The sequence below is a fragment of the Microbacterium sp. T2.11-28 genome, assembly GCF_950097975.1.
GTDB lineage: Bacteria > Actinomycetota > Actinomycetes > Actinomycetales > Microbacteriaceae > Microbacterium.
In genome coordinates this window covers 39,729-58,862 of sequence record NZ_CATNHF010000012.1, presented here as the reverse complement: position 1 = coordinate 58,862, position 19,134 = coordinate 39,729, and the positions used below count along the sequence as shown (strand labels likewise).

Below are 19,134 nucleotides of genomic sequence, written 5' to 3'. Positions count from 1 at the left end.
CCGGAAGGGGTCGTCACGCGTAGCCACCTCCCTATTGTGGGGGAGCCGGCGACTCCTGCACAGGGCGCGGCGCCGGACGGGTGTCCACGATGAGGTGCGGATCGCGGATCCCGCGGCGCCGCGCGGCCGACGCTGGGGGGATGACCGACTCCGAGATGCTCACCGAAGCGCGCGCCATCCTGCTGCGCGCTCGCGACGAGCTCGGAGAGATCCGCTCCCGCGTGCCGGGGCTCGAGGCCGCGACGAGATGGCGCTCCCGGGCCGCCGACGAGTTCGCCGACGCGCTGGGGGAGTGGACGCGGAGCCTCCGGCGGATCGACGACGAGCTCGACCGGTGGGAGGCCGCGCTGGCGGCGGCGCAGGCGCGAGCGGCAGGGTCGACGGGCGCGTCCGGGTGAGGGGCGACGGGGGCGGTGGCGGGAGCGGCGGCGACGGGAGCAGCGGCGGCGGGAGCAGCGGTGGGGACCTCGAGATCCGGGCCGGGGGGCTGATCGCGGTCGACACCGGCACGCTGCGACACGTCGCGGGGGTCCTCGACCTGCTCGCGGCGGAGTGCGCCGCCGTGTCCGCCCTGCTGCGGCGGGCGGGCCTCGTGTCGCGGGAGGGCGGACTCTTGCTCCCCGACCCGGCGGGGACGGCCGAGGAGGCCGAGGAACGCGCCGCGGCACTCGCACGGGCGCTGCGTCACCGGGCGGAGGTCTACGAGCGGATCGAGCGGCACGCCGCGCGAGCCCTCGACGAGCTGCACGCGGGCGCCGACACCGTCGCCGTCGAGGCGGCGGCGCTGTGGGACGCCTGGCGTGACGGACGCCATGCCGAAGTCGGGCGCCAGCTCTCCGGTGCCGTGGCGCCCCTCTGGATGGCGGCGGCTCTGCTCGGCGGCGTCGGCGGTCTGATCCGGATCATCGACCGGGGGACGATCCGGCGTGACGATCCGCCGCTCGTGCCGGCGGCGCGCACCACGGTGGTCACCGAGCTCGCCCGCTCGGAGGTGTCCGCGCCGCGGACGCTGGCGGAGGTCGCCGCGCGGATCCCGGGAGGGGGCGACGACCGGGTCCTAGTGGAGACGTACGAGACGGCGCCGGGCCGGCGCGAGCACGTCGTCTACATCGCCGGCACCAAGGACCTGGGAACGCCCTACGCCGAGCCGTGGGACATGGCGTCCAACGGCGAGCTCTACCTCGGCCAAGCCTCGTCCTCCTACGACGCGACCGGCCGGGCCCTGGCGGCGGCCGGCGCGCTGGCCGGCGACCGCATCCATCTGGTGGGCCATTCGCAAGGCGCCATGATCGCCACCCGCTTCGCCCGCGAGAGCGGATACGACGTCGGGACGCTCATCACGTTCGCGAGCCCCATCGAGGCGGAGCTCGATGATGTGCTGACGGTGACCGTGCGGCACACCGACGATCCGGTCGTGGCACTGTCGGCGGGCGGGGTGCCGGTGGCGGGTGGCGCGCCGGGGAGCTTCGTGGTCGAGCGGGTCGCCGATCCGCAGCCCCGCGTGGGCGACCTCGCGCTCGGCGTGCACCACATGGACGCCTATCGCCGGACCGCCGCGATGGTCGACGCGTCGGACGACCCGCGCGTCGACGCCGTCCGGGCGCACCTGGCCGGGCTGGCGTCGGCCGGGGCGGCGACCGCGATCGTCTACGGCGCGCGCCGCGACCACGGGACGCCGGCGACGGCCGCCCGGCGCGGGGTCAGCGGCGCTTCAGCTGGGGGCGGAGGATGATCCCGAAGATCCAGTTGATCAGCGAGATCACGAGGGCCGCCACGACGCCGAGCCAGAAGTCCTCGACGCGCAGACCCCACGACCACCAGTGCGTCACCCATGCCGTGATCCACAGCAGCAGGCCGTTGATGACGAGCGAGATGAGGCCGAGAGTGAGGATGTAGAGCGGGAAGGCGACGATCTTGATCACCGTGCCGATGAAGGTGTTCACGATCGCGAACACGGCGGCCACGGCGAGCAGCGTCAGAACGAGCTGCAGCGTCTCGCCGGGTGCGAACGCGATGACGTCGACGTTCAGCGGCTGGATCAGGGTGACGACCCAGATGGCGAACGCGTTGACGATGACCCGGATCAGGAATCTCATGGTGACGTCATTGTGGCACGGAGTGCCCGCCGAGGGCATCAGCGATGTCGTCCGGCGCGACCTGGCCCGGAGCCACTGCGAGCACCAGCTCGAACGCGGCGTCGACGGGCGGGCGCGCGACCGCCGACGACGGGAGCGCGTCGCCGTCCGTAGACTCGACGCGTGACCGAGCTGCCCGTCCGCCTCCGCCCCGAGATCGCCGCCCTCCCCGCCTACCGGCAGGGCAAGCAGGCCGGCGCCGACGCGTTCAAGCTGTCGAGCAACGAGAACCCCTTCGATCCGCTGCCGTCGGTCGTCACGGCGATCCAGTCGGCGACCGGCGTCAACCGCTACCCGGACGCGTCGTCGCCGCGGCTGCGTGCGCGGCTCGCGGAGCGGTTCGGCGTGGCATCCGACAGCGTGCACGTCGCTGCGGGATCGGTCTCGATCCTGTACCAGCTCACGCAGGCGACGAGCGGGCCGGGCGACGAGGTCGTCTTCGCGTGGCGCTCGTTCGAGGCGTACCCCGGGCTGGCAGTCGTCGCGGGCGCGTCCGCCGTCATGGTGCCGTGCATGCCGGACGGACGGCATGACCTCGTCGCCATGGCCGCCGCGGTCACAGACCGCACGCGCATCGTCATCGTCTGCAGCCCCAACAACCCGACCGGTCCCGTCGTCACCCAGGCGGAGTTCGACGCGTTCCTCGACGCCGTCCCGAGCGACCTGCTCGTCGTGCTCGACGAGGCGTACGCGGAGTTCGTGACCGACCCGGACGCCGTCGACGGCCGCCGCGTGCTGGCGTCCGGACGAGAGAACGTCGTCGTGCTGCGGACGTTCTCGAAGGCGTACGGCCTCGCCGGACTGCGCGTCGGGTACGCGATCGGCCATCCGCGCATCCTGGATGCCGCGCGCGCCACCGGCATCCCGCTCTCGGTCACCGCGGCGGCGGAGGAGGCGGCGCTCGCGAGTCTCGACGCCGAGGACGAGCTGCTCGACCGGGTGCGCGTGATCGCGGAGCGCCGTGATCGCCTGGCAGCGCGGCTGCGCGACGCCGGGTGGGACGTGCCGCAGGCGCAGGGCAACTTCGTCTGGCTCCCCGCGGGGGAGCGGACCGTCGAGGTCGCGGCCGCGTTCGAGGCCGCGGGGCTGATCGTGCGCGCCTTCCCCGGCGACGGCATCCGCGTCTCCGTGGGCGAGGAAGAGTCCCTCGACCGCGTCGTCGCCACCGCCACCGCCACCGCCACCACCACCACCACCTGAGCTACCCCCCTTCGCCGAGCCGACACGATCCGCGCGAGCCGACACGATCCGGACCGCACAGAGCGTGTCGGTTCGTACGCAGCGTGTCGGCTCGCCGACGTGAGGATCACGCGGGGGTGAAGCCCAGCTTGTCGGCGCCGCGGGCGATCCAGGGATGCCGCGAGAACGCGTCCCAGACGAGCGTCGACCCGAGCGCCGCCGACCCGAGGAGCGCGGTCGCGCCCTTGTTCAGGCCGTAGCGCGGCGGTGCGTACCAGGGCGCGTCGCCCTCGAGGTTGACGCCGTCGGTCGCGCCCCACTCGTTCCACGCGCCCGGGTGCTCGTCGCGGAGCAGCCGGAGGGCCGGCGCCACGGCGTCGGGCGCGAGCGGCAGGGCCCCGAAGAGCGAGACCGGCGGGATCGTGCCGTCGGCGTGCGGTTCGCGTGCCGAGGGGCGCGCGCCGTTCACGACGTAGCCGCCGGGTCCGAGCCCCGCCGCCGGACCCCACAGCCCCGCGGCGAAGGTCTTCCAGCGATCCGCCTGGTCGGCGCACCACGCCTGCGAGGCGAGCGACGCCTCGCGGGCGTTCGCCCACCAGTCGCGGCCGTCGAGGTCGCGCACCCGCTGGAAGGGGTAGAACGCGAGCGGGAAGTGGTAGGTGAAGAGCGTCCCTCCGGGCTCGTAGACGCACTCGTGCCCGCCGTACGATCCGATCGGCTTGTCGAAGCCGCGCCAGAGATCGCGGGCGAGCCCCTCGGAGACGTCCGCGTGACCCGCGGCGAGGAGGTACATCGTCAGCTGCTCGGCCGTCATCGACCACGCGCTCACGAACCCGGCCTCGTCGGCGCCGTCGGCGTAGTCGTCCTCGCGGTCCGACACCCACGCCATCCGCAGCACGGTGCGGCCGTCGCGCTCTGCCGACAGCCACCGCCAGTCGATGCGCGAGAGCAGGCGCTCCAGACGCGCGTCGAGGTCGGCATCTCCGAAGAAGGATGCCGCGACGACCGCCCCGCAGAGCGCGAGCGTCGTGTCGATCGTCGAATACTCCGACCGGCCCTGACGCTCACCGGTGGCGGCGTCGACGAAGTGCGCGAGGAAGCCGTTGCGGTGCGGCACCGACTCCTCGAGGGTGCGGAGCGTCCCGCGCACCCGCGTGAGCACCTCGTCGTGATCGAGGATCCCGCGCTCGACGCCCACGCACCACGCGGCCAGCGCGAAGCCCGTGGCGGCGACCGTCGCGACCCCCGGCAGGTCGTCGCGATCGAGCACGAGGCCGCAGCCGTCGCCGTCCGGGGTCGCGTGGGCCCAGAGCCACCGGATCGAGGCGTCGACCTCGGCCTCGGTGAGCTCGCGGATGTCGGTGGCCAGGTCGGCGACCCGGAGGGGGGCGGTCATGCAGCGCTCCTCTTCTCGAAGGGGTTGGGGATGGCATCCAGCAGCTGCCGGGTGTAGTCCTCGCGGGGGTTGTCGATGACCTCGTCGGCGGGCCCGGACTCGATCAGCTCGCCGTCGCGCAGCACGAGGGCGTGGTTGGCGAGGCTCTTCGCGCTGAGGAGATCGTGGGTGATGTACAGCATCCCGACGCCGTGGTCCTTCACGAGGCTCTGGAGCACCTCGAGGATCTCGGCGCGGATCGAGACGTCGAGACTCGCGATCGGCTCGTCGGCGATGACGAGCCGGGGCTCGGCGGCCAGCGCGCGGGCGATCACGACGCGCTGGCGCTGTCCGCCCGACAGTTCGTGCGGCAGGCGGCCGATGTACCGGCCGGCCGGGGTGAGTCCCACGGTCTCGAGGAGGCTCGCGGCCCGCTCGATGGCCTCGCGCTTGCCCACGTGCAGGAAGTTCATGAGCGGGCGCGCCAGCGAGTAGCCGACGGTGAGCGTCGGGTTCAGCGCCGCGTAGGGGTCCTGGAAGACGTACTGGACGCTCCGCAGGTACTCGCGCGAGAGCGTGCCGCGCAGCTTTGTCACGTCGACCGGCTCGGGTTCGGAGCCCTCGCCCCGGCGCAGCGGGTGGTAGAGCACCGAGCCGGCCGTGGGCGAGTCGATGCGGGTGAGGATCCGCGCGATCGTCGACTTCCCCGAGCCGGACTGGCCGACGAGCGCCGTGACGACGCCCTCCTCGAGGGTGAACGACACGTCCTTCACCGCGTCGACGTGCTCGACGCGGAAGCCGCGCCGCTTCTCGAAGCGCCGGCCGAGCCCCGCGATCTCGAGCACGGGGTGGTGCTCGACGGGTGCCTCCTGCGCCACCTCGTCGGGGTCGTCGAGCGCGGCGCCCTCGTAGCCGGCGACGTCCTCGCCGAGGAGCTCGGCGTATGAGCCGACGAGGTGGATGGAATACGGATGCCGGGGGCCCTCGGTGACGGCCTGCTGCGCGCCGATGTCCTCGACGATCTCGCCCTCGTACATGACGGCGACGCGATCGGAGAAGTCCAGCAGCGTCCCCATGTCGTGGGTGATGAGGACCGCACCGAACCGCTCGCGCTCCTGCAGCTCGCGGATCTTGTCGAGGATCGACTTCTGCACGACCACGTCGAGGCCGGTGGTGGGCTCGTCGAAGAGCACCAGCTGCGGCTTGAGGGCGAGCGCCAGGGCGAGGTTGACGCGCTGGCGCATGCCGCCCGACAGCTCGTGCGGGTACATGTCGAGGAACTTCTCGTCGACGCTGACGAGGTCGAAGAGCTCCTCGGCGCGCTCCCGCGCGGCCCGGTCGTCGCGGCCGCCCTCGCGGTGCTCGCCGATGACGTCCTCGAAGACCTTGCGCACACGGACGACCGGGTTCAGCGAGTTCATGCTCGACTGGAACACCGTCGACACGTACGACCAGCGGTAGGGGCGCACGCCGTCCTCGTCGAGATCCGTGACGTCGAGCTCGCCCCAGCGGATGCGGCCGCCGGTCACGTGACCGGGGCTCCGCAGGAGCTTGAGCACGGCCTGCGCGAACGTCGTCTTGCCCGACCCGGACTCGCCGGCGAGCCCGACGAACTCGCCCGGCGCGACCCGGAGCGAGGCGTTCCGCACCGCGTCGACCGCGTGGCCGATCTTCGGCTCGTAGCGCACCGACAGGTTCTCGACCGAGAGCACGGGGGTGTGCGTCGTGGCATCCGTATCCATGGTCACTTCTCCTCTTCGCGCAGGTGCGGGTTGCTCAGCATGTCGACGCCGAAGTTCACGAACGTCAGCGACGTCATGAGCAGGGCGAGCATGAGGCCGGGAGCGACGAGCCAGATCCAGAGACCCTGGACGAGCGCGCCGTTGGCGTCGGCCTGGGCGAGCATCTGGCCCCAGCTGACGGTGTTGGGGTCGCCGAAGCCCATGAACGAGAGCCCCGCCTCGGCGGCGATCGCCCCGGTCGCCGCGCCGATGAACCCCGACACGATGAGCGAGGACATGTTCGGCATGATCTCGCGGAAGACGATCCGGAACATCCGGTCGCCGCCGAAGCGCGCCGCGGTGACGTAGTCGCGGTTGCGCATCGAGATGATCAGCGAGCGCATCTCGCGCGAGGCGCCGGCCCAGCTCGTGATCGCCACCACGAAGACGAGGAGCATGAGGCCACGGGTCTCGCTGTAGGCGACGATCACCATCATGAGGGGGAGGACCGGCACCACGAGGGCGAGGTTCGTGAGGAACGACAGGCCGTCGTCGACGACCGACCCCTCGGTGTAACCGGCGATGAGTCCCACCACGAGGGCGATGAGGATCGTCGCGAGGCCGCCGAGGACACCGATCGCGAGCGAGAGCCGCGTGCCGTGGACGAGCTGGGCCCACAGGTCGTAGCCGAGCGTGTTGGTGCCGAGCCAGTGATCGGCGCTCGGGTCCTGGACCGGCGCGAAGCTCGCGTCGGTGGGACTGTGCGGCGAGATGACGTCGGCGAAGACGGCCACCAGCACGAAGAAGGTCAGCATGACGATGCCGATCCGCGCCTTCGGGCTCGACCAGATGACGGCGTACCAGCGCGGCGGCTGGACGACGGCGACCACCTCGCTCGTCGAGGCGTCGTCGCCGGTGACGCTGCGCCGGTAGGTGCGCGTGGGCCGCGTGGCGGTGGGCATCGAGGCGCGCGCTTCGGGCACCTGCTCCATGTCGTCGGGGGACATCGCTGTCACCTGCCTTTCAGGCCTTCGCCCGGCGCGCACGCGGGTCGATGAGCGGATAGAGGAGATCGACGATGAAGTTCGCCGTCAGGACGATGACGATCGTCGCGAGCAGGATCGTCTGCATGAGCGGGAAGTCGCGGGCGGCGGTCGCCTCGCCCATGAGCCGGCCCATGCCGGGGTAGTCGAAGACGGTCTCGATGAGGATCGAGCCGCCCATGAGGACGCCGAGCGAGAGCGCGAAGCTCGTGACGACCGGCAGCAGGGCGTTGCGGGCCGCGTAGCCGAGGGCGAGCGTGCGCTGCTTGAGGCCGGCAGCCGCGCCGAGGCGGATGTAGTCCTCGCCGAGCACCTGCACCATCGTGTTCCGCATCGACAGGATGAAGCCGATCGGCGCCGTGATCATGAGGGTGAGCGCGGGGAGGAACCCGTGCGAGATCACGTCGGCGGCGTGGATGAGGCTGAACTCCTCGTCGGTGTACCCGTACCCTCCGGAGGCGGGGAACCACCCCAGCTGGTAGGCGAAGACGTACAGGATCATCAGGCCGATCCAGACCGACTGCAGGTTGCCGACGAAGGTGGAGCCGACCGAGATGGTCGCGTCGAACCGGCTGTTGCGGCGCCACGCCGCGATCGCGCCGAGGAGCGTCCCCAGGACGAACGACAGCAGCTGCGTCAGTCCGACGAGCACGAGCGTCCACGGCAGGGCCTTCCAGATCACGTCGGTCACCGGGAAGGGGAAGTACGTGAAGGAGATGCCGAAGTCGCCCCGGATCATCTGCCCGAGGTACTTGACGTATGCGACGAGCACGTTCTCGTCGCCGTAGCCGAGCATCGTGCGGATCGCCGCGACCTGGGCGGGGTCGACCTCGCCCTTCCCGGTGAGCTGACGGACCATGATCTCGGCCGGGTCGCCGGGCTGCAGGCGGGGGATGATGAAGTTCAGCGTGACCGCGGCCCACAGCGTGAGGACGAAGTAGCCGATCTTCCTCGCGTAGTACACCATGGCTCACTCCCCGTTCTGCGCGGCATCCGCGCCGTCGGCGGGCGGTCGGAGCTTCGTCGCGAGCCGCAGGGGCTGGTCGACGGGGTACGGCTCCTCCTCGGTGGGCCACCCGACCGCGTTGTCGGTGCGGTAGATCAGGCGGCTCGGCGCGTACTGCAGCGCGATGTAGGGGAACTCGGTCATGAAGACGTCGATGATCCGGTCCTGGTACGCCTTCGCCTCGGCCTCGTCGGTCGTGTTCGACCACTCGGCGACCAGGGCGTCGATGGCGGGGTCCTCGAAGCGCGCGCGGTTCAGGAGCAGCTCCTGGTCGTGCGAGATTTGCGTCGACACGAGGCGCGAGCCGAGATCGCGGGCGCGCTGGCATCCGCCGCCGACGAAGTCGAGCACCATGTCGAAGTCGCCCGAGCGCTGCATGCCGTCGACCGCGTTGGGGTCGGTGGCGACCATCTTGATCTGCACGCCGACGTCGCGGAGGTTCCGCACGATCACGTCGGCCATGGCGATGAAGTCCATCCACCCGGCCTGCACGCTGAAGACGAACGAGAGCGGCTCGCCGTTCTCGTCGACCCTCCAGCCGTCGGCGTTCCTCTCGTACCCGGCCTCGTCGAGCAGGCGGTTCGCCTCGTCTGGGTCGTAGGGGATGTACTCCTTGCCCTTCCACTTCTCGGGCACCTCCGCCTCCTGGAAGGGGAGGAGGAGCATCGTCTGGCTGGCGGGCTCCATGATCCCGTAGCTGGCGCGCTCGCTCAGCGCCTCGCGGTCGAGGGCGTACGCGATGCCCTCGCGGAATGCGGGGTCGCTCAGGACCGGTCGCTCGTTGTTGATCGCGATGACCGTCGAGGAGTCCGGCGGGAAGAAGTAGTGCGCGTTGTCGGGGTCCGCCGCGACGATCGAGCGCGGCGGGTTCGGGATGTCGCCGCGGTACATGTCGAGCGCGCCCGAGCGGATCTTCAGCGCACCGGAGTTGGCGTCGTACTGCCCCTCCATCGAGATCCGCTGGATCTTCAGGTTCTCGGCATCCCAGTAGTTGTCGTTGCGCTCCATGACGAGGCGCCGGCCGTTGTACTCGCTGGGCACGAACGGCCCGGTGCCGACGCCTTCGGTGTCGACGAACGCCGTCGGGTCGCCCTGATCGGCGTAGACGTGCTCGGGGAGGATCTTCGTGTTCTGCAGGATGTCGTCGGTCTTCGGCACGGCGGGGCCGCCGAAGCGGAACTCCACCGTGAGCTCGTCGAGCGCCGTGACCGACGTCGCGGCGGCGCCGTAGAACTCGCCCCAGACCCCGTTGCGGTCCGCCGCGGGGAACTCCTTGCCGGCGTTGAAGGTGTAGACGACGTCGTCGGCCGTGAACGGCTCGCCGTCGTTCCACTCCACCCCCTCGCGCAGGTGCACGATCATCCGGTCGGTGCTCGGCCACTCGTACGAGGTCGCGAGCCACGGCACCGCCTCGCACGTAAACCGGTCGCGGATCATCAGCGGCTCGAACAGCCACGTCTGCACCGTCGCGTTCGGGGCGAGGTAGTTGTAGTTGATGAGCCCCTGCACCGACGAGGTCGCCTCGGACGGCATCCGGATCTCGGCGATGTACCCCTCTTCCGCCGGGGGCGGCGGCTCGAGCCCGATGTTGGCACAGCCCGACGTGGCGACCAGCGACGTGAGCGCGGCGGCGCACACGATCGTCCTCGTTCGCTTCTTCATCGGAACCTCCTCGTTCCGTTGGGCCGGGAAGCACCCGGCGGGGGGCTTCAGCCGGCCACTCCCTCAGCGGCGCATCCGCAAGATTCGCGGATCACCAGGGTCGTGGCCAGAAGGTTGACAGGGGCGGCGCCATCGGCCAGGGGCTCTCCCCATGCGGCGTCGTCGAGCGCGCCGGCGGCGGCGCGGGCGCCGAGCTCGACGATGGGCTGGTGGACCGTCGTGAGACGCGGGGAGGCCAGCTCGGCCAGCGCCGTGTCGTCGAAGCCGGTGATGGCGACGTCGGCGGGGATGCGGTGCCCGAGCCCGGGAAGGGTGGCCAGCAGGCCGATCGCGAGCTCGTCGTTGGCGCACACGAGGGCGTCGGGCAGGGCGCCGGAGCGGTCGAGATCGCGGGCGGCGACCGCACCGCTCGGCACGTCGAGCCCGTAGCGGAGGGGCTCGCCCGCCTCCTCGAGGCCGTGCGCGGCGAGCGCGGCGCGGAAGCCGGCGTAGCGCTCGGTGGTGTCGGGGGAGCCGGTCGGCTCGCCGACGAAGCGCAGGCGGCGGTGGCCGTGGGTCTCGATCAGGTGCGCGGTGATCTCTGCGGCGGCGGTGCGGCCGTCGGTGCGGACCCACGGCACGCCGGGCGCCTCGCCGGCGACGAGGACGACGCGCACGGTCCGGGCGAGGCGGGCGAGCTCGTCGTCCGGGATCGTCCCGCCGGCGATGATCAGGCCGTCGGTGCGCTCGGCGAGCTGGCGGACGGCGGCGACGGCATCGGGGCGCAGGTGCGTGCCGAGCACGTTGATGACGACGCCACGGGCGACGGCGACCGACTCGGCGCCCTCGATGAGCTGCGCGAAGTAGGGGCCGCCGAGGCCGGGGAGGACGATGCCGAGCGTGTTGGTGCGCTGGTACGACAGCGCGCGGCCGAGCGCGGAGGGACGGTAGTCGAGGCGGTCGATCGCCTCCTGCACGCGGAGCTTGGTGTCGACGGTGACGCGGGGGTCGTCGTGGGTCACGCGCGAGACCGTCGCCACGGACACGCCGGCCTCGCGCGCGATGTCGCGGATGGTCGGCTTGCCGGGGTTCGTCGGCCGCTTCGCCATGTCGCCCTCCCTTCCTCGTCGCCCGTCGTCTGCGGCGGGTCGGTGTCGGTGAATCGCGGTGATCCTGGTGGATGTAACCGGATACATCGGGTACTGTAACGCAGTGTAACCGGTTACATCAAGAGGAGTCTCCGATGACCGCATCACCGACGATGCTCACGCTGCGGGATCGACTCGACCGCGTCGTGCTCTATCAGGCCTATCCGCAGAGCTTCGCCGACGCCGACGGCGACGGCATGGGAGACCTCGACGGCGTCGCCGCGCGGCTCGACTACCTGGCCTGGCTCGGGGTGGACGCCGTGTGGCTCAACCCGTGCTTCGTGTCCCCGATGCGCGACGCCGGCTACGACGTCGCCGACTTCGATCACGTCGACCCGCGCTACGGCGGCGACGCGGCCCTCGATCGCCTCATCGCGGCAGCCGACGAGCGCGGGATCGCGATCGTTCTCGACCTCGTCGCGGGGCACACCTCCGACCGGCATCCGTGGTTCCTCGCCTCCGCCGACGATCCCGCCGACGACCGTTACGTCTGGAGCCCCACGCCGGCGCCGGGCTTCGTGGCGGGTCCGGGCGCGCGGGGACAGTTCTACAAGCCGAACTTCTTCGAGTTCCAGCCCGCGCTCAACTTCGGATTCGCGCGCACCGACCCGTCCGAGCCCTGGCGGCAGCCGGTCGACGCCGCCGGTCCGCGCCGCAATCGCGACGCCCTCGTCGAGATCATCTCCCGCTGGTACGACCGGGGCGTGCAGGGCTTCCGCGTCGACATGGCCGCCTCGCTCGTGAAGGACGACCCCGGCCACGTCGAGACCGGCCGGCTCTGGGCCGAGGTCCGCGCGCGGCTCGATGCCCGGCATCCGGGCAACATCCTCATCTCGGAGTGGGGCGACCCCGCCCGCGCGGTGCCCGCCGGCTTCGACGTCGACTTCTTCCTCCAGTTCGGCGGGGACGACGACGGAGCGCCCCTCAAGTCGCTGTGGAACAACGGCGCCGGGACCGTCCACGAGGCCTGGGGCGAGCCCGCCGCGTGGGCGGATGCCGCGGGCACCGGCGACGCCGCCGTCTTCGTCGCCGCCTGGGAGCGTGCCGCCGCCGCCATCGCCGCGGCCGGCTCGACCGGCATCCCGGGCCTGCCGACGGCCAACCACGACTTCACGCGCCTGGTCGCCGGCGGGAGGGACGCGGAGCAGGCGCGGAGCGCGCTGCTGCTCGCGCTAACGTGGCCGGCGCTCCCGTCGATCTACTACGGCGACGAGATCGGGATGCGTTACGTGCCGGGCCTCGCCTCGCTCGAGGGCTCATCGCTCGGGCCGACCTACGAGCGCGCGGGCTCACGGACGCCGATGCAGTGGGGCGCGCTTCCCGGCACGGCTGCGCCCGCCTTCGAGTCCCGCTACCTGCCGCAGGACCCCGACCCGCTGCGGCCGACGGTCGCCGACCAGCTCGAGGACCCCGAGTCGCTCCTGCGGTTCGTGCGTGCCGCGATCGCGGTGCGCCGCGCCGACGAGCGGCTCTCGGCGCGCGCTCCCGTCGCGGTGCGAACGACCGGATACCCGTTCGTCTTCACGCGCGGCTCGCTGCTGGTCGCACTGAATCCGTCGGACACCCCGCGCGAGGTCGACCTCTCCGGCGACATCGGCGACATCGGCGACACCGATGCGACCCTCCCCCTCGCCTTCCGCGCCGAGATCGCCGACGGCATCCTGCGCCTGGACGCCTTCGGCTGCGCCGTCGTCGACCTCGCGCCCGTGCGGACCCCCTCCGAACGCTGACCACCCCCGTCACCGACCACTCCCGAGAGGAGCCGCGCATGACCGCGACGAACCGACCGTTCGAGACGATCCCCGCCCCGGAGGGCTTCATCTGGGGAGCCGCGACGGCCGCCCACCAGATCGAGGGCGGGAACGTGAACACCAGCCACTGGGAGTACGAGCACTCCGAGGGCACCACCGTCGAGGAGCCCTCCGGCGACGCGCTCGATTCGTACCACCGCTTCCCCGAGGACATCGCCCTCCTCGCGGCGGGCGGCCTGACGGCGTACCGCTTCTCGATCGAGTGGGCCCGGATCGAGCCCGAGAAGGGCGTCGTCTCGCGCGCGCAGCTCGACCACTACCGCCGCATGATCGACACCTGCCGGGATGCCGGGGTGCAGCCGATCGTGACGCTCCACCACTTCACGGTGCCGCGCTGGCAGTTCCGCGACGGCGGCTGGTACGCGGCCGACGTCGTGGACCGCTTCCGCCGCTACACCGAGGTCGCCACCGGCATCCTCGACGACGTCGACTGGGTCGTCACCATCAACGAGCCCAACATGATGGTCAACCAGGACGAGGCGAAGATCGACACCGAGAACGGCGTCAACTTCCCGGGGCCCTCGCCGCACGTGGCCCGGGTCATCGCCGACGCCCACCACGCCTCGGTCGACGTGCTGCGTGGTCTCGGCCACGTGAAGTCCGGCTGGACGGTCGCGAACCAGGTGTACCAGGCGGTGCCGGGGTACGAGAAGGAGCGCGACGAGTGGGGCTACTGGCGCGAGGACTTCTACCTCGAGCAGTCCCGCGGCGACGACTTCATCGGCGTGCAGTCCTACCTCCGGACGATCATCGGCCCGGACGGCCCTGTGCCGTTCCCCGATGACGTCGAGCGGACCCTCACCGGGTGGGAGTACTACCCCGAGGCCCTCGGCCACGCGCTCCGCCACACGCACGAGGTGACCGGCGGCATCCCGATGCTCGTCACCGAGAACGGCATCGCGACCGCCGACGACAACCGGCGGATCGACTACACGACCGGTGCCCTGCAGGGGCTGGCGGCGGCCGGCGCCGACGGCTGCGACGTGCGCGGGTACCTGCACTGGTCGCTGCTCGACAACTACGAGTGGGGCTCGTTCCGCCCGACCTTCGGGCTCATCGGCGTCGACCGCGACACGTTCGTCCGCACCCCGAAGCCGAGCCTCGCCTGGCTGGGCGCGCTGGCGCAGGAGAACGTCCTCCCCGCGCCGTGAGCCATCGCCGAGGCGGATTTCTCCCGGCCCGATTGTCTCGGCGGCACCGCGAATCGCGGCATCCGTTGTCGAACTCATGCAGTGGCACGCATGCGGGGAGCGTTAGCGTGGGTACATGACCCCGCCTGACGATCCGGCCCTCGTGCGCGTCCTGGCGGCGGACGGGACGTTCGCCCCCACGCCCGGAGCAGAGCGCTACCTGCCGCTCATCGACGCGCTCGCCGACAGCGAGCTCGAGACCTTCTACCGCGACATGGTCGTGGTGCGCGCCTTCGACCGGCAGGCCACGAACCTGCAGCGCCAGGGGCAGCTGGCCCTGTGGCCGCCGTCCTTCGGGCAGGAGGCGGCGCAGGTCGGCTCCGCCCGAGCGGCTCGCCCCCAGGACCACCTCTTCCCGTCGTACCGCGAGCACGTCGTGTGCACGATCCGCGGCGTCGACCCGATCGACATCATCCGGCTGATGCGCGGCCTGACTCACGGCGGCTGGGACCCGACCGACCCGAAGAACGGCAACACCCGCATCTACACGCTCGTGCTCGGCTCCCAGACGCTGCACGCGGCGGGCTTCGGCATGGGCCTCGTCTTCGACAAGCGCACCGCCACGGGTGACCCCGAGAAGGACGAGGCGCTCATCGTCTACTACGGCGACGGGTCGTCGAGCCAGGGCGACGTGCACGAGGCGATGGTCTTCGCCGCCAGCTACCGTGCGCCGCAGGTCTTCTTCCTGCAGAACAACCACTGGGCGATCTCGGTGCCGGTCAGCACCCAGTCGCGGACGCCGCTCTTCCAGCGCGCCGCCGGCTACGGCATGCCCTCCATCCAGGTCGACGGCAACGACGTCCTGGCGAGCTACGCCGTCACCAAGACCGCGCTCGACGAGGCGCGCGCCGGCGGCGGCCCCCGCGCGATCGAGGCCCTGACCTACCGGATGGGCGCCCACACCACGAGCGACGATCCGACGAAGTACCGCACCTCCGACGAGGAGGAGTCGTGGGCGCGGCGCGACCCGATCGCCCGCATGCACGCGTACCTTCGCGCACGCGGCGCCTCGGACGAGTTCTTCGCGGGAGTCGAGGAGGACGCCGCGGCGTACGCCGACGACGTCCGCATCCGCACCAACGCGCTCGGCGACCTCGACCGCGAGGTGATGTTCGGGCACGTCTACAGCGAGCCGCACCCGCTGATCGACGAGCAGCGCCGCTGGCTCGCCGACTACGAGGCGTCCTTCGAGGGAGGCAAGGCATGAGCGTCGTGGACCAGGAGACCAGCGCCGCCCCGGCATCCGTCGTCACCATGCCGTTCGCCAAGGCGATCAACGCGGGGCTGCGCGCCGCGCTCGCCGCCGACGACCACGTCCTGCTCATGGGCGAGGACATCGGCCCGCTCGGCGGCGTGTTCCGGGTGACGGAGGGGCTTCAGGCCGAGTTCGGCGCCGAGCGGGTGCTCGACACCCCGCTGGCCGAGTCGGGCATCGTCGGCACCGCGATCGGCCTCGCGATGGCGGGATTCCGCCCGGTGTGCGAGATCCAGTTCGACGGCTTCGTCTTCCCGGCCTTCGACCAGATCACCTCGCAGCTGGCGAAGCTGACCAACCGGCACGAAGGCGCCCTGCCCTTCCCGGTGGTCATCCGCATCCCGTACGGCGGGCACATCGGCGCCGTCGAGCACCACCAGGAGAGCCCCGAGGCGTACTTCGCGCACACCCCGGGTCTGCGGGTGGTGTCGCCGTCGACGCCCAACGACGCGTACTGGATGATCCAGGACGCGATCACCTCGAACGACCCGATCATCTTCCTCGAGCCCAAGGCCAAGTACTGGATGAAGGGCGAGGTCGACACCTCCGCCCGCGCGCTGCCGCTGCACGCCTCGCGCGTCGTCCGCCGCGGCACCGACGTCACCCTCGTCGGCCACGGCGCGATGGTCACGACCCTGCTGCAGGCCGCCGCGCTCGCCGAGGGCGAGGGCACCTCGTGCGAGGTGATCGACCTGCGCTCGATCTCGCCGATCGACTACGGCCCGATCCTCGACTCCGTGCGCCGCACCGGCCGCATGGTCTACGCGCAGGAGGCGTCGGGCTTCACGTCGGTCGGCTCGGAGGTCGCCGCCACCGTCATGGAGAAGGCGTTCTTCGCACTGGAGGCGCCCGTGCTGCGCGTCTCGGGCTTCGACACCCCGTTCCCGCCGGCCAAGCTCGAGGGGCTCTTCCTCCCTGACGCCGACCGCATCCTCGAGGCCGTCGATCGCGCCCTCGCCTACTGACATGTCGTACTCTCGGTCCACCACCGAGGCCTGACGAAGGAGCTGCCATGAGCACTCAGACCTTCCACCTGCCGGACGTCGGCGAAGGCCTCACCGAGGCCGAGATCGTGCAGTGGCGCGTCGGCCCCGGTGACACCATCGCCGTCAACGACGTGATCGTCGAGATCGAGACCGCGAAGTCCCTCGTCGAGCTGCCGTCGCCGTTCGAGGGGACGATCGGCGAGCTGCTGGTCGCCGAGGGCGACACCGTGACCGTCGGCGCGCCGATCATCACGATCAGCGGCGGCGCCGCCGACGTGTCGGCCGGGCAGAGCGAGCACGGCGAGAAGCCCGCCGAGGCGGACGCCGGGGGCGCGGTGCTCGTCGGCTACGGCACCGGCGGCGCGGTGAAGTCCCGTCGCAGCAAGCCCGCTCCGCGCGAAGAGGCCGTCCGCGCCTCGGCCGGAGTGGTGGCGAAGCCGCCGGTGCGCAAGCTCGCGCGCGATCTCGGTGTCGAGCTCGCCCAGGTGGTGCCCTCCGGACCCGCCGGCGAGGTGACGCGAGACGACGTCGTGCGCCACGCCGACCAGGCCTCCGTCTTCCGCAACATCGCGACCCCGGACCGGCCGGTCGAGCGGGAGCAGACGATCCCCGTGCCGCCGGTGCCCGCGGCATCCGCTCCCGCCCCGGCGCTCGTCGAGGGCCGCGAGGAGGCCATCCCCGTCAAGGGCGTCCGCAAGGCGACGTCGTCGGCGATGGTGCGCTCCGCCTACACCGCACCGCACGTGTCGGTCTGGACCGACGTGGACGCCACGCGCACCATGGAGCTCGTCAAGCGGCTCAAGGCGTCGCCCGACTTCGCCGACATCAAGGTGTCGCCGCTGCTGATCATGGCGCGCGCCGTCATCTGGGCCGTCCGCCGCACGCCGCTGGTCGGCGCCGCGTGGATCGACCGCGAGGACGGCACCGCCGAGATCCGCGTGCGCAACTACGTCAACCTCGGCATCGCCGCCGCGACGCCGCGCGGGCTCCTCGTGCCGAACATCAAGGACGCGCAGGACATGAACATGCGCGAGCTCGCCAAGGCGCTCGAGAAGCTGACGCTCACCGCCCGCGAGGGGAAGACGAGCCCCGCCGACCAGCAGGGCGGCACGATCACCATCACGAACATCGGCGTGTTCGGGATGGATGCCGGGACGCCCATCATCAACCCGGGGGAGTCGGGGATCGTCGCGATGGGCACGATCCGGCAGAAGCCGTGGGTCGTCGACGGCGAGGTGCGCCCGCGCTTCGTCACGACCGTCTCGGGCTCGTTCGACCACCGCGTCATCGACGGCGACGGCATGAGCCGCTTCATCGCCGACATCGCCTCGATCCTGGAAGAGCCCGCACTGCTCCTCGACTGAGAAGACAGCAGGCAGGGGGAAGGGGAACTGCCGTGCGTGGCCTCCGGGGTGTCTCGGATGCGCAGGGCTGTCGGCTACCCTGCAGGGAACCCCCCGACGAAGGAGTTCACCGATGCACGTCCGCCCCCGATCGATCATCGCCACGACCGCCGCGGTGCTGCTGTGCGCGGGCGTGATCCCGGCGCAGGCCGCGGCTCCTGCGGCTGGCGGCATCCAGCCTCGCGCCTCGTACGCGCTGCCTCAGCCGACCGACCTGATCGACGCCGAGCTGAGCAACGACGGCACGACGGCCTACCTCGCGACCTCGCGCGGCGGCATCGACATCGTCGACACGACGACGGGCGAGATGTCGGGACGCATCGCGATGCCGAAGGTCGGCAGCACCGCGCTGTCTCCGGACGGTCGTGTGCTCGTGGCCAGCTTCTCTTCCGCCGGCAAGGCGCGGGTGCACATCATCTCGACCGCGACCAACAAGATCGTGCGGACGGCCTCCGTCGCCAAGTCCGGGGTGCTCGCTTTCGGACCGGGAGGAGTCGGCGTCTACGTGGCCGCCACCGACAAGGTCCGCCTGCTCAACACGCGCACGGGCACGGTCCGCGATCTGACGAGCTTCCCGAAGTTCGCCGTGGACAGCCCCTGCGATGTCCTGCCGACGAGCGACGGACGCCGTCTCTACGTCACGGACTGCAGCTGGATGGACGGCAAGCCGCGGTTGTGGGCCATCAACGCGAAGACCGGTGCGATCGGCAAGCGCATCGACCTCACCCAGGGTGACACGGGCAACATCGACGCGGGCGCGACCTTCTCGCGCAACGGAAAAGCGCTGTACATCCCGGCGGGCGACGCCGTCACGAACGACCGGATCCTCGTCTACCGCATCCCCGAGGCGACCCTCGCCCGCACGATCGACGTCCGCGGCGTCGGGCAGCCGCGGGGAGTCGTGGCCGCCGGCGACGGTCGCAGCCTCTACGTCGCCGGAGTGCCGAACGACGGCGTCGCCAAGATGGTCGCCTCCAGCGGCGCGATCACCGACGAGCACGTGCTGCCGGGGTACCCGCGTCACCTCCGCGTGTCGGCCGACCGCAGCACCCTGTCCGTGATGGACGTCGAGAACACCGTCGTCCACTTCTTGGACACGGGCGAGTAACCGACCGCGCGACAAGCCGGATGCCGCGCGCGGCAGTTCCCACCCCCGCTGCGCTGCGGCGCGAGCCCCTTTTCGCCGAGCCGACACGCTATGCGCGAGCCGACACGTTATGCGCGTCCGCAGCGTGTCGGCT

General features: G+C 71.5%; 17 protein-coding genes. 10 read left to right on the top strand and 7 right to left on the bottom strand.

Translation table 11 applies throughout. The annotated features are described in order from the left end of the window. Positions 1 to 140 precede the first annotated feature (140 nt). Both QQZ13_RS07315 and QQZ13_RS07310 read left to right on the top strand, forming a co-directional pair. Positions 141 to 398 carry a hypothetical protein gene (locus QQZ13_RS07315; RefSeq protein WP_284528371.1) on the top strand — a complete coding sequence of 86 codons (258 nt, stop codon included), beginning with the start codon at positions 141 to 143 and terminating at the stop codon, positions 396 to 398. Further along, positions 395 to 1,732 carry a hypothetical protein gene (locus QQZ13_RS07310; RefSeq protein ID WP_284528370.1) on the top strand — a complete coding sequence of 446 codons (1,338 nt, stop codon included), beginning with the start codon at positions 395 to 397 and terminating at the stop codon, positions 1,730 to 1,732. The genes QQZ13_RS07315 and QQZ13_RS07310 overlap by 4 nt, the downstream gene beginning before the upstream one ends. On the opposite strand, the gene QQZ13_RS07305 is transcribed toward QQZ13_RS07310, so the two are convergent. Then, positions 1,701 to 2,096: a phage holin family protein gene (locus QQZ13_RS07305; RefSeq protein WP_284528369.1), complete on the bottom strand. Its 396-nt coding sequence runs from the start codon at positions 2,094 to 2,096 to the stop codon at positions 1,701 to 1,703. The two genes, QQZ13_RS07310 and QQZ13_RS07305, sit on opposite strands and share 32 nt — an antisense overlap. On the opposite strand from QQZ13_RS07305, the gene QQZ13_RS07300 reads away from it, so the two are divergent. Next, positions 2,095 to 2,262 (top strand): hypothetical protein, encoded by a 168-nt coding sequence (locus QQZ13_RS07300; RefSeq protein WP_284528368.1) that lies wholly within the window; start codon positions 2,095 to 2,097, stop codon positions 2,260 to 2,262. The two genes, QQZ13_RS07305 and QQZ13_RS07300, sit on opposite strands and share 2 nt — an antisense overlap. Then, the gene (locus QQZ13_RS07295) at positions 2,259 to 3,335 is read left to right on the top strand and encodes a histidinol-phosphate transaminase (RefSeq protein WP_284528367.1); all 1,077 of its coding nucleotides are present in this window, start codon (positions 2,259 to 2,261) and stop codon (positions 3,333 to 3,335) included. Before QQZ13_RS07300 ends, QQZ13_RS07295 begins: the two co-directional genes overlap by 4 nt. 106 nt (positions 3,336 to 3,441) lie before the next feature. On the opposite strand, the gene QQZ13_RS07290 is transcribed toward QQZ13_RS07295, so the two are convergent. The 6 genes from QQZ13_RS07290 to QQZ13_RS07265 are packed head-to-tail and all read right to left on the bottom strand — an operon-like array spanning position 3,442 to position 11,209. Further along, positions 3,442 to 4,710, bottom strand: coding sequence for a glucoamylase family protein (locus tag QQZ13_RS07290; RefSeq protein WP_284528366.1), 1,269 nt, complete (start codon positions 4,708 to 4,710; stop codon positions 3,442 to 3,444). Continuing rightward, a complete protein-coding gene (locus QQZ13_RS07285) occupies positions 4,707 to 6,431 on the bottom strand; it encodes an ABC transporter ATP-binding protein (RefSeq protein WP_284528365.1) in 1,725 nt (574 codons plus the stop codon). Before QQZ13_RS07285 ends, QQZ13_RS07290 begins: the two co-directional genes overlap by 4 nt. A gap of 2 nt (positions 6,432 to 6,433) precedes the next feature. Next, complete coding sequence (locus QQZ13_RS07280) at positions 6,434 to 7,417, bottom strand: ABC transporter permease (protein ID WP_284528364.1); 984 nt, start codon at positions 7,415 to 7,417, stop codon at positions 6,434 to 6,436. 16 nt (positions 7,418 to 7,433) lie between these two features. Next, positions 7,434 to 8,420 carry an ABC transporter permease gene (locus QQZ13_RS07275; protein ID WP_284528363.1) on the bottom strand — a complete coding sequence of 329 codons (987 nt, stop codon included), beginning with the start codon at positions 8,418 to 8,420 and terminating at the stop codon, positions 7,434 to 7,436. Positions 8,421 to 8,423: 3 nt separating this feature from the next. Further along, positions 8,424 to 10,121 (bottom strand): ABC transporter substrate-binding protein, encoded by a 1,698-nt coding sequence (locus tag QQZ13_RS07270; RefSeq protein ID WP_284528362.1) that lies wholly within the window; start codon positions 10,119 to 10,121, stop codon positions 8,424 to 8,426. Positions 10,122 to 10,168: 47 nt separating this feature from the next. After that, entirely contained in the window at positions 10,169 to 11,209 is a 1,041-nt protein-coding gene (locus QQZ13_RS07265) for a LacI family DNA-binding transcriptional regulator (protein WP_284528361.1), read from the bottom strand. 134 nt (positions 11,210 to 11,343) lie between these two features. Here QQZ13_RS07265 and QQZ13_RS07260 point away from each other — a divergent pair, with 134 nt between their 5' ends. The 6 genes from QQZ13_RS07260 (at position 11,344) to QQZ13_RS07235 (ending at position 19,001) form a co-directional block, all read left to right on the top strand. Continuing rightward, positions 11,344 to 12,978, top strand: a complete 1,635-nt coding sequence (locus QQZ13_RS07260) for an alpha-amylase family glycosyl hydrolase (protein WP_284528360.1) — start codon at positions 11,344 to 11,346, stop codon at positions 12,976 to 12,978. 38 nt (positions 12,979 to 13,016) lie between these two features. Next, positions 13,017 to 14,210 carry a glycoside hydrolase family 1 protein gene (locus QQZ13_RS07255; protein ID WP_284528359.1) on the top strand — a complete coding sequence of 398 codons (1,194 nt, stop codon included), beginning with the start codon at positions 13,017 to 13,019 and terminating at the stop codon, positions 14,208 to 14,210. Between the two features lie 115 nt (positions 14,211 to 14,325). Then, on the top strand, positions 14,326 to 15,456 hold the full coding sequence (locus QQZ13_RS07250) for a thiamine pyrophosphate-dependent dehydrogenase E1 component subunit alpha (protein WP_284528358.1): 1,131 nt from the start codon (positions 14,326 to 14,328) through the stop codon (positions 15,454 to 15,456). Then, on the top strand, positions 15,453 to 16,469 hold the full coding sequence (locus QQZ13_RS07245) for an alpha-ketoacid dehydrogenase subunit beta (RefSeq protein ID WP_284528357.1): 1,017 nt from the start codon (positions 15,453 to 15,455) through the stop codon (positions 16,467 to 16,469). The genes QQZ13_RS07250 and QQZ13_RS07245 overlap by 4 nt, the downstream gene beginning before the upstream one ends. A gap of 47 nt (positions 16,470 to 16,516) precedes the next feature. Next, positions 16,517 to 17,854, top strand: coding sequence for a dihydrolipoamide acetyltransferase family protein (locus QQZ13_RS07240; protein WP_284528356.1), 1,338 nt, complete (start codon positions 16,517 to 16,519; stop codon positions 17,852 to 17,854). Between the two features lie 112 nt (positions 17,855 to 17,966). Further along, entirely contained in the window at positions 17,967 to 19,001 is a 1,035-nt protein-coding gene (locus QQZ13_RS07235; RefSeq protein ID WP_284528355.1) for a hypothetical protein, read from the top strand. Positions 19,002 to 19,134 lie beyond the last annotated feature (133 nt).

What these genes read in the sequence shown, in the direction of transcription:
- QQZ13_RS07240 (WP_284528356.1), top strand. Translation starts at nt 16,517, where the DNA reads ATGAGCACTCAGACCTTCCACCTGCCGGACGTCGGCGAAGGCCTCACC.
- QQZ13_RS07235 (WP_284528355.1), top strand. Translation starts at nt 17,967, where the DNA reads ATGCACGTCCGCCCCCGATCGATCATCGCCACGACCGCCGCGGTGCTG.
- QQZ13_RS07255 (WP_284528359.1), top strand. Translation starts at nt 13,017, where the DNA reads ATGACCGCGACGAACCGACCGTTCGAGACGATCCCCGCCCCGGAGGGC.
- QQZ13_RS07265 (WP_284528361.1), bottom strand. Translation starts at nt 11,209, where the DNA reads ATGGCGAAGCGGCCGACGAACCCCGGCAAGCCGACCATCCGCGACATC.
- QQZ13_RS07315 (WP_284528371.1), top strand. Translation starts at nt 141, where the DNA reads ATGACCGACTCCGAGATGCTCACCGAAGCGCGCGCCATCCTGCTGCGC.
- QQZ13_RS07275 (WP_284528363.1), bottom strand. Translation starts at nt 8,420, where the DNA reads ATGGTGTACTACGCGAGGAAGATCGGCTACTTCGTCCTCACGCTGTGG.
- QQZ13_RS07260 (WP_284528360.1), top strand. Translation starts at nt 11,344, where the DNA reads ATGACCGCATCACCGACGATGCTCACGCTGCGGGATCGACTCGACCGC.
- QQZ13_RS07250 (WP_284528358.1), top strand. Translation starts at nt 14,326, where the DNA reads ATGACCCCGCCTGACGATCCGGCCCTCGTGCGCGTCCTGGCGGCGGAC.
- QQZ13_RS07245 (WP_284528357.1), top strand. Translation starts at nt 15,453, where the DNA reads ATGAGCGTCGTGGACCAGGAGACCAGCGCCGCCCCGGCATCCGTCGTC.
- QQZ13_RS07300 (WP_284528368.1), top strand. Translation starts at nt 2,095, where the DNA reads ATGGTGACGTCATTGTGGCACGGAGTGCCCGCCGAGGGCATCAGCGAT.
- QQZ13_RS07305 (WP_284528369.1), bottom strand. Translation starts at nt 2,096, where the DNA reads ATGAGATTCCTGATCCGGGTCATCGTCAACGCGTTCGCCATCTGGGTC.
- QQZ13_RS07290 (WP_284528366.1), bottom strand. Translation starts at nt 4,710, where the DNA reads ATGACCGCCCCCCTCCGGGTCGCCGACCTGGCCACCGACATCCGCGAG.
- QQZ13_RS07270 (WP_284528362.1), bottom strand. Translation starts at nt 10,121, where the DNA reads ATGAAGAAGCGAACGAGGACGATCGTGTGCGCCGCCGCGCTCACGTCG.
- QQZ13_RS07285 (WP_284528365.1), bottom strand. Translation starts at nt 6,431, where the DNA reads ATGGATACGGATGCCACGACGCACACCCCCGTGCTCTCGGTCGAGAAC.
- QQZ13_RS07280 (WP_284528364.1), bottom strand. Translation starts at nt 7,417, where the DNA reads ATGTCCCCCGACGACATGGAGCAGGTGCCCGAAGCGCGCGCCTCGATG.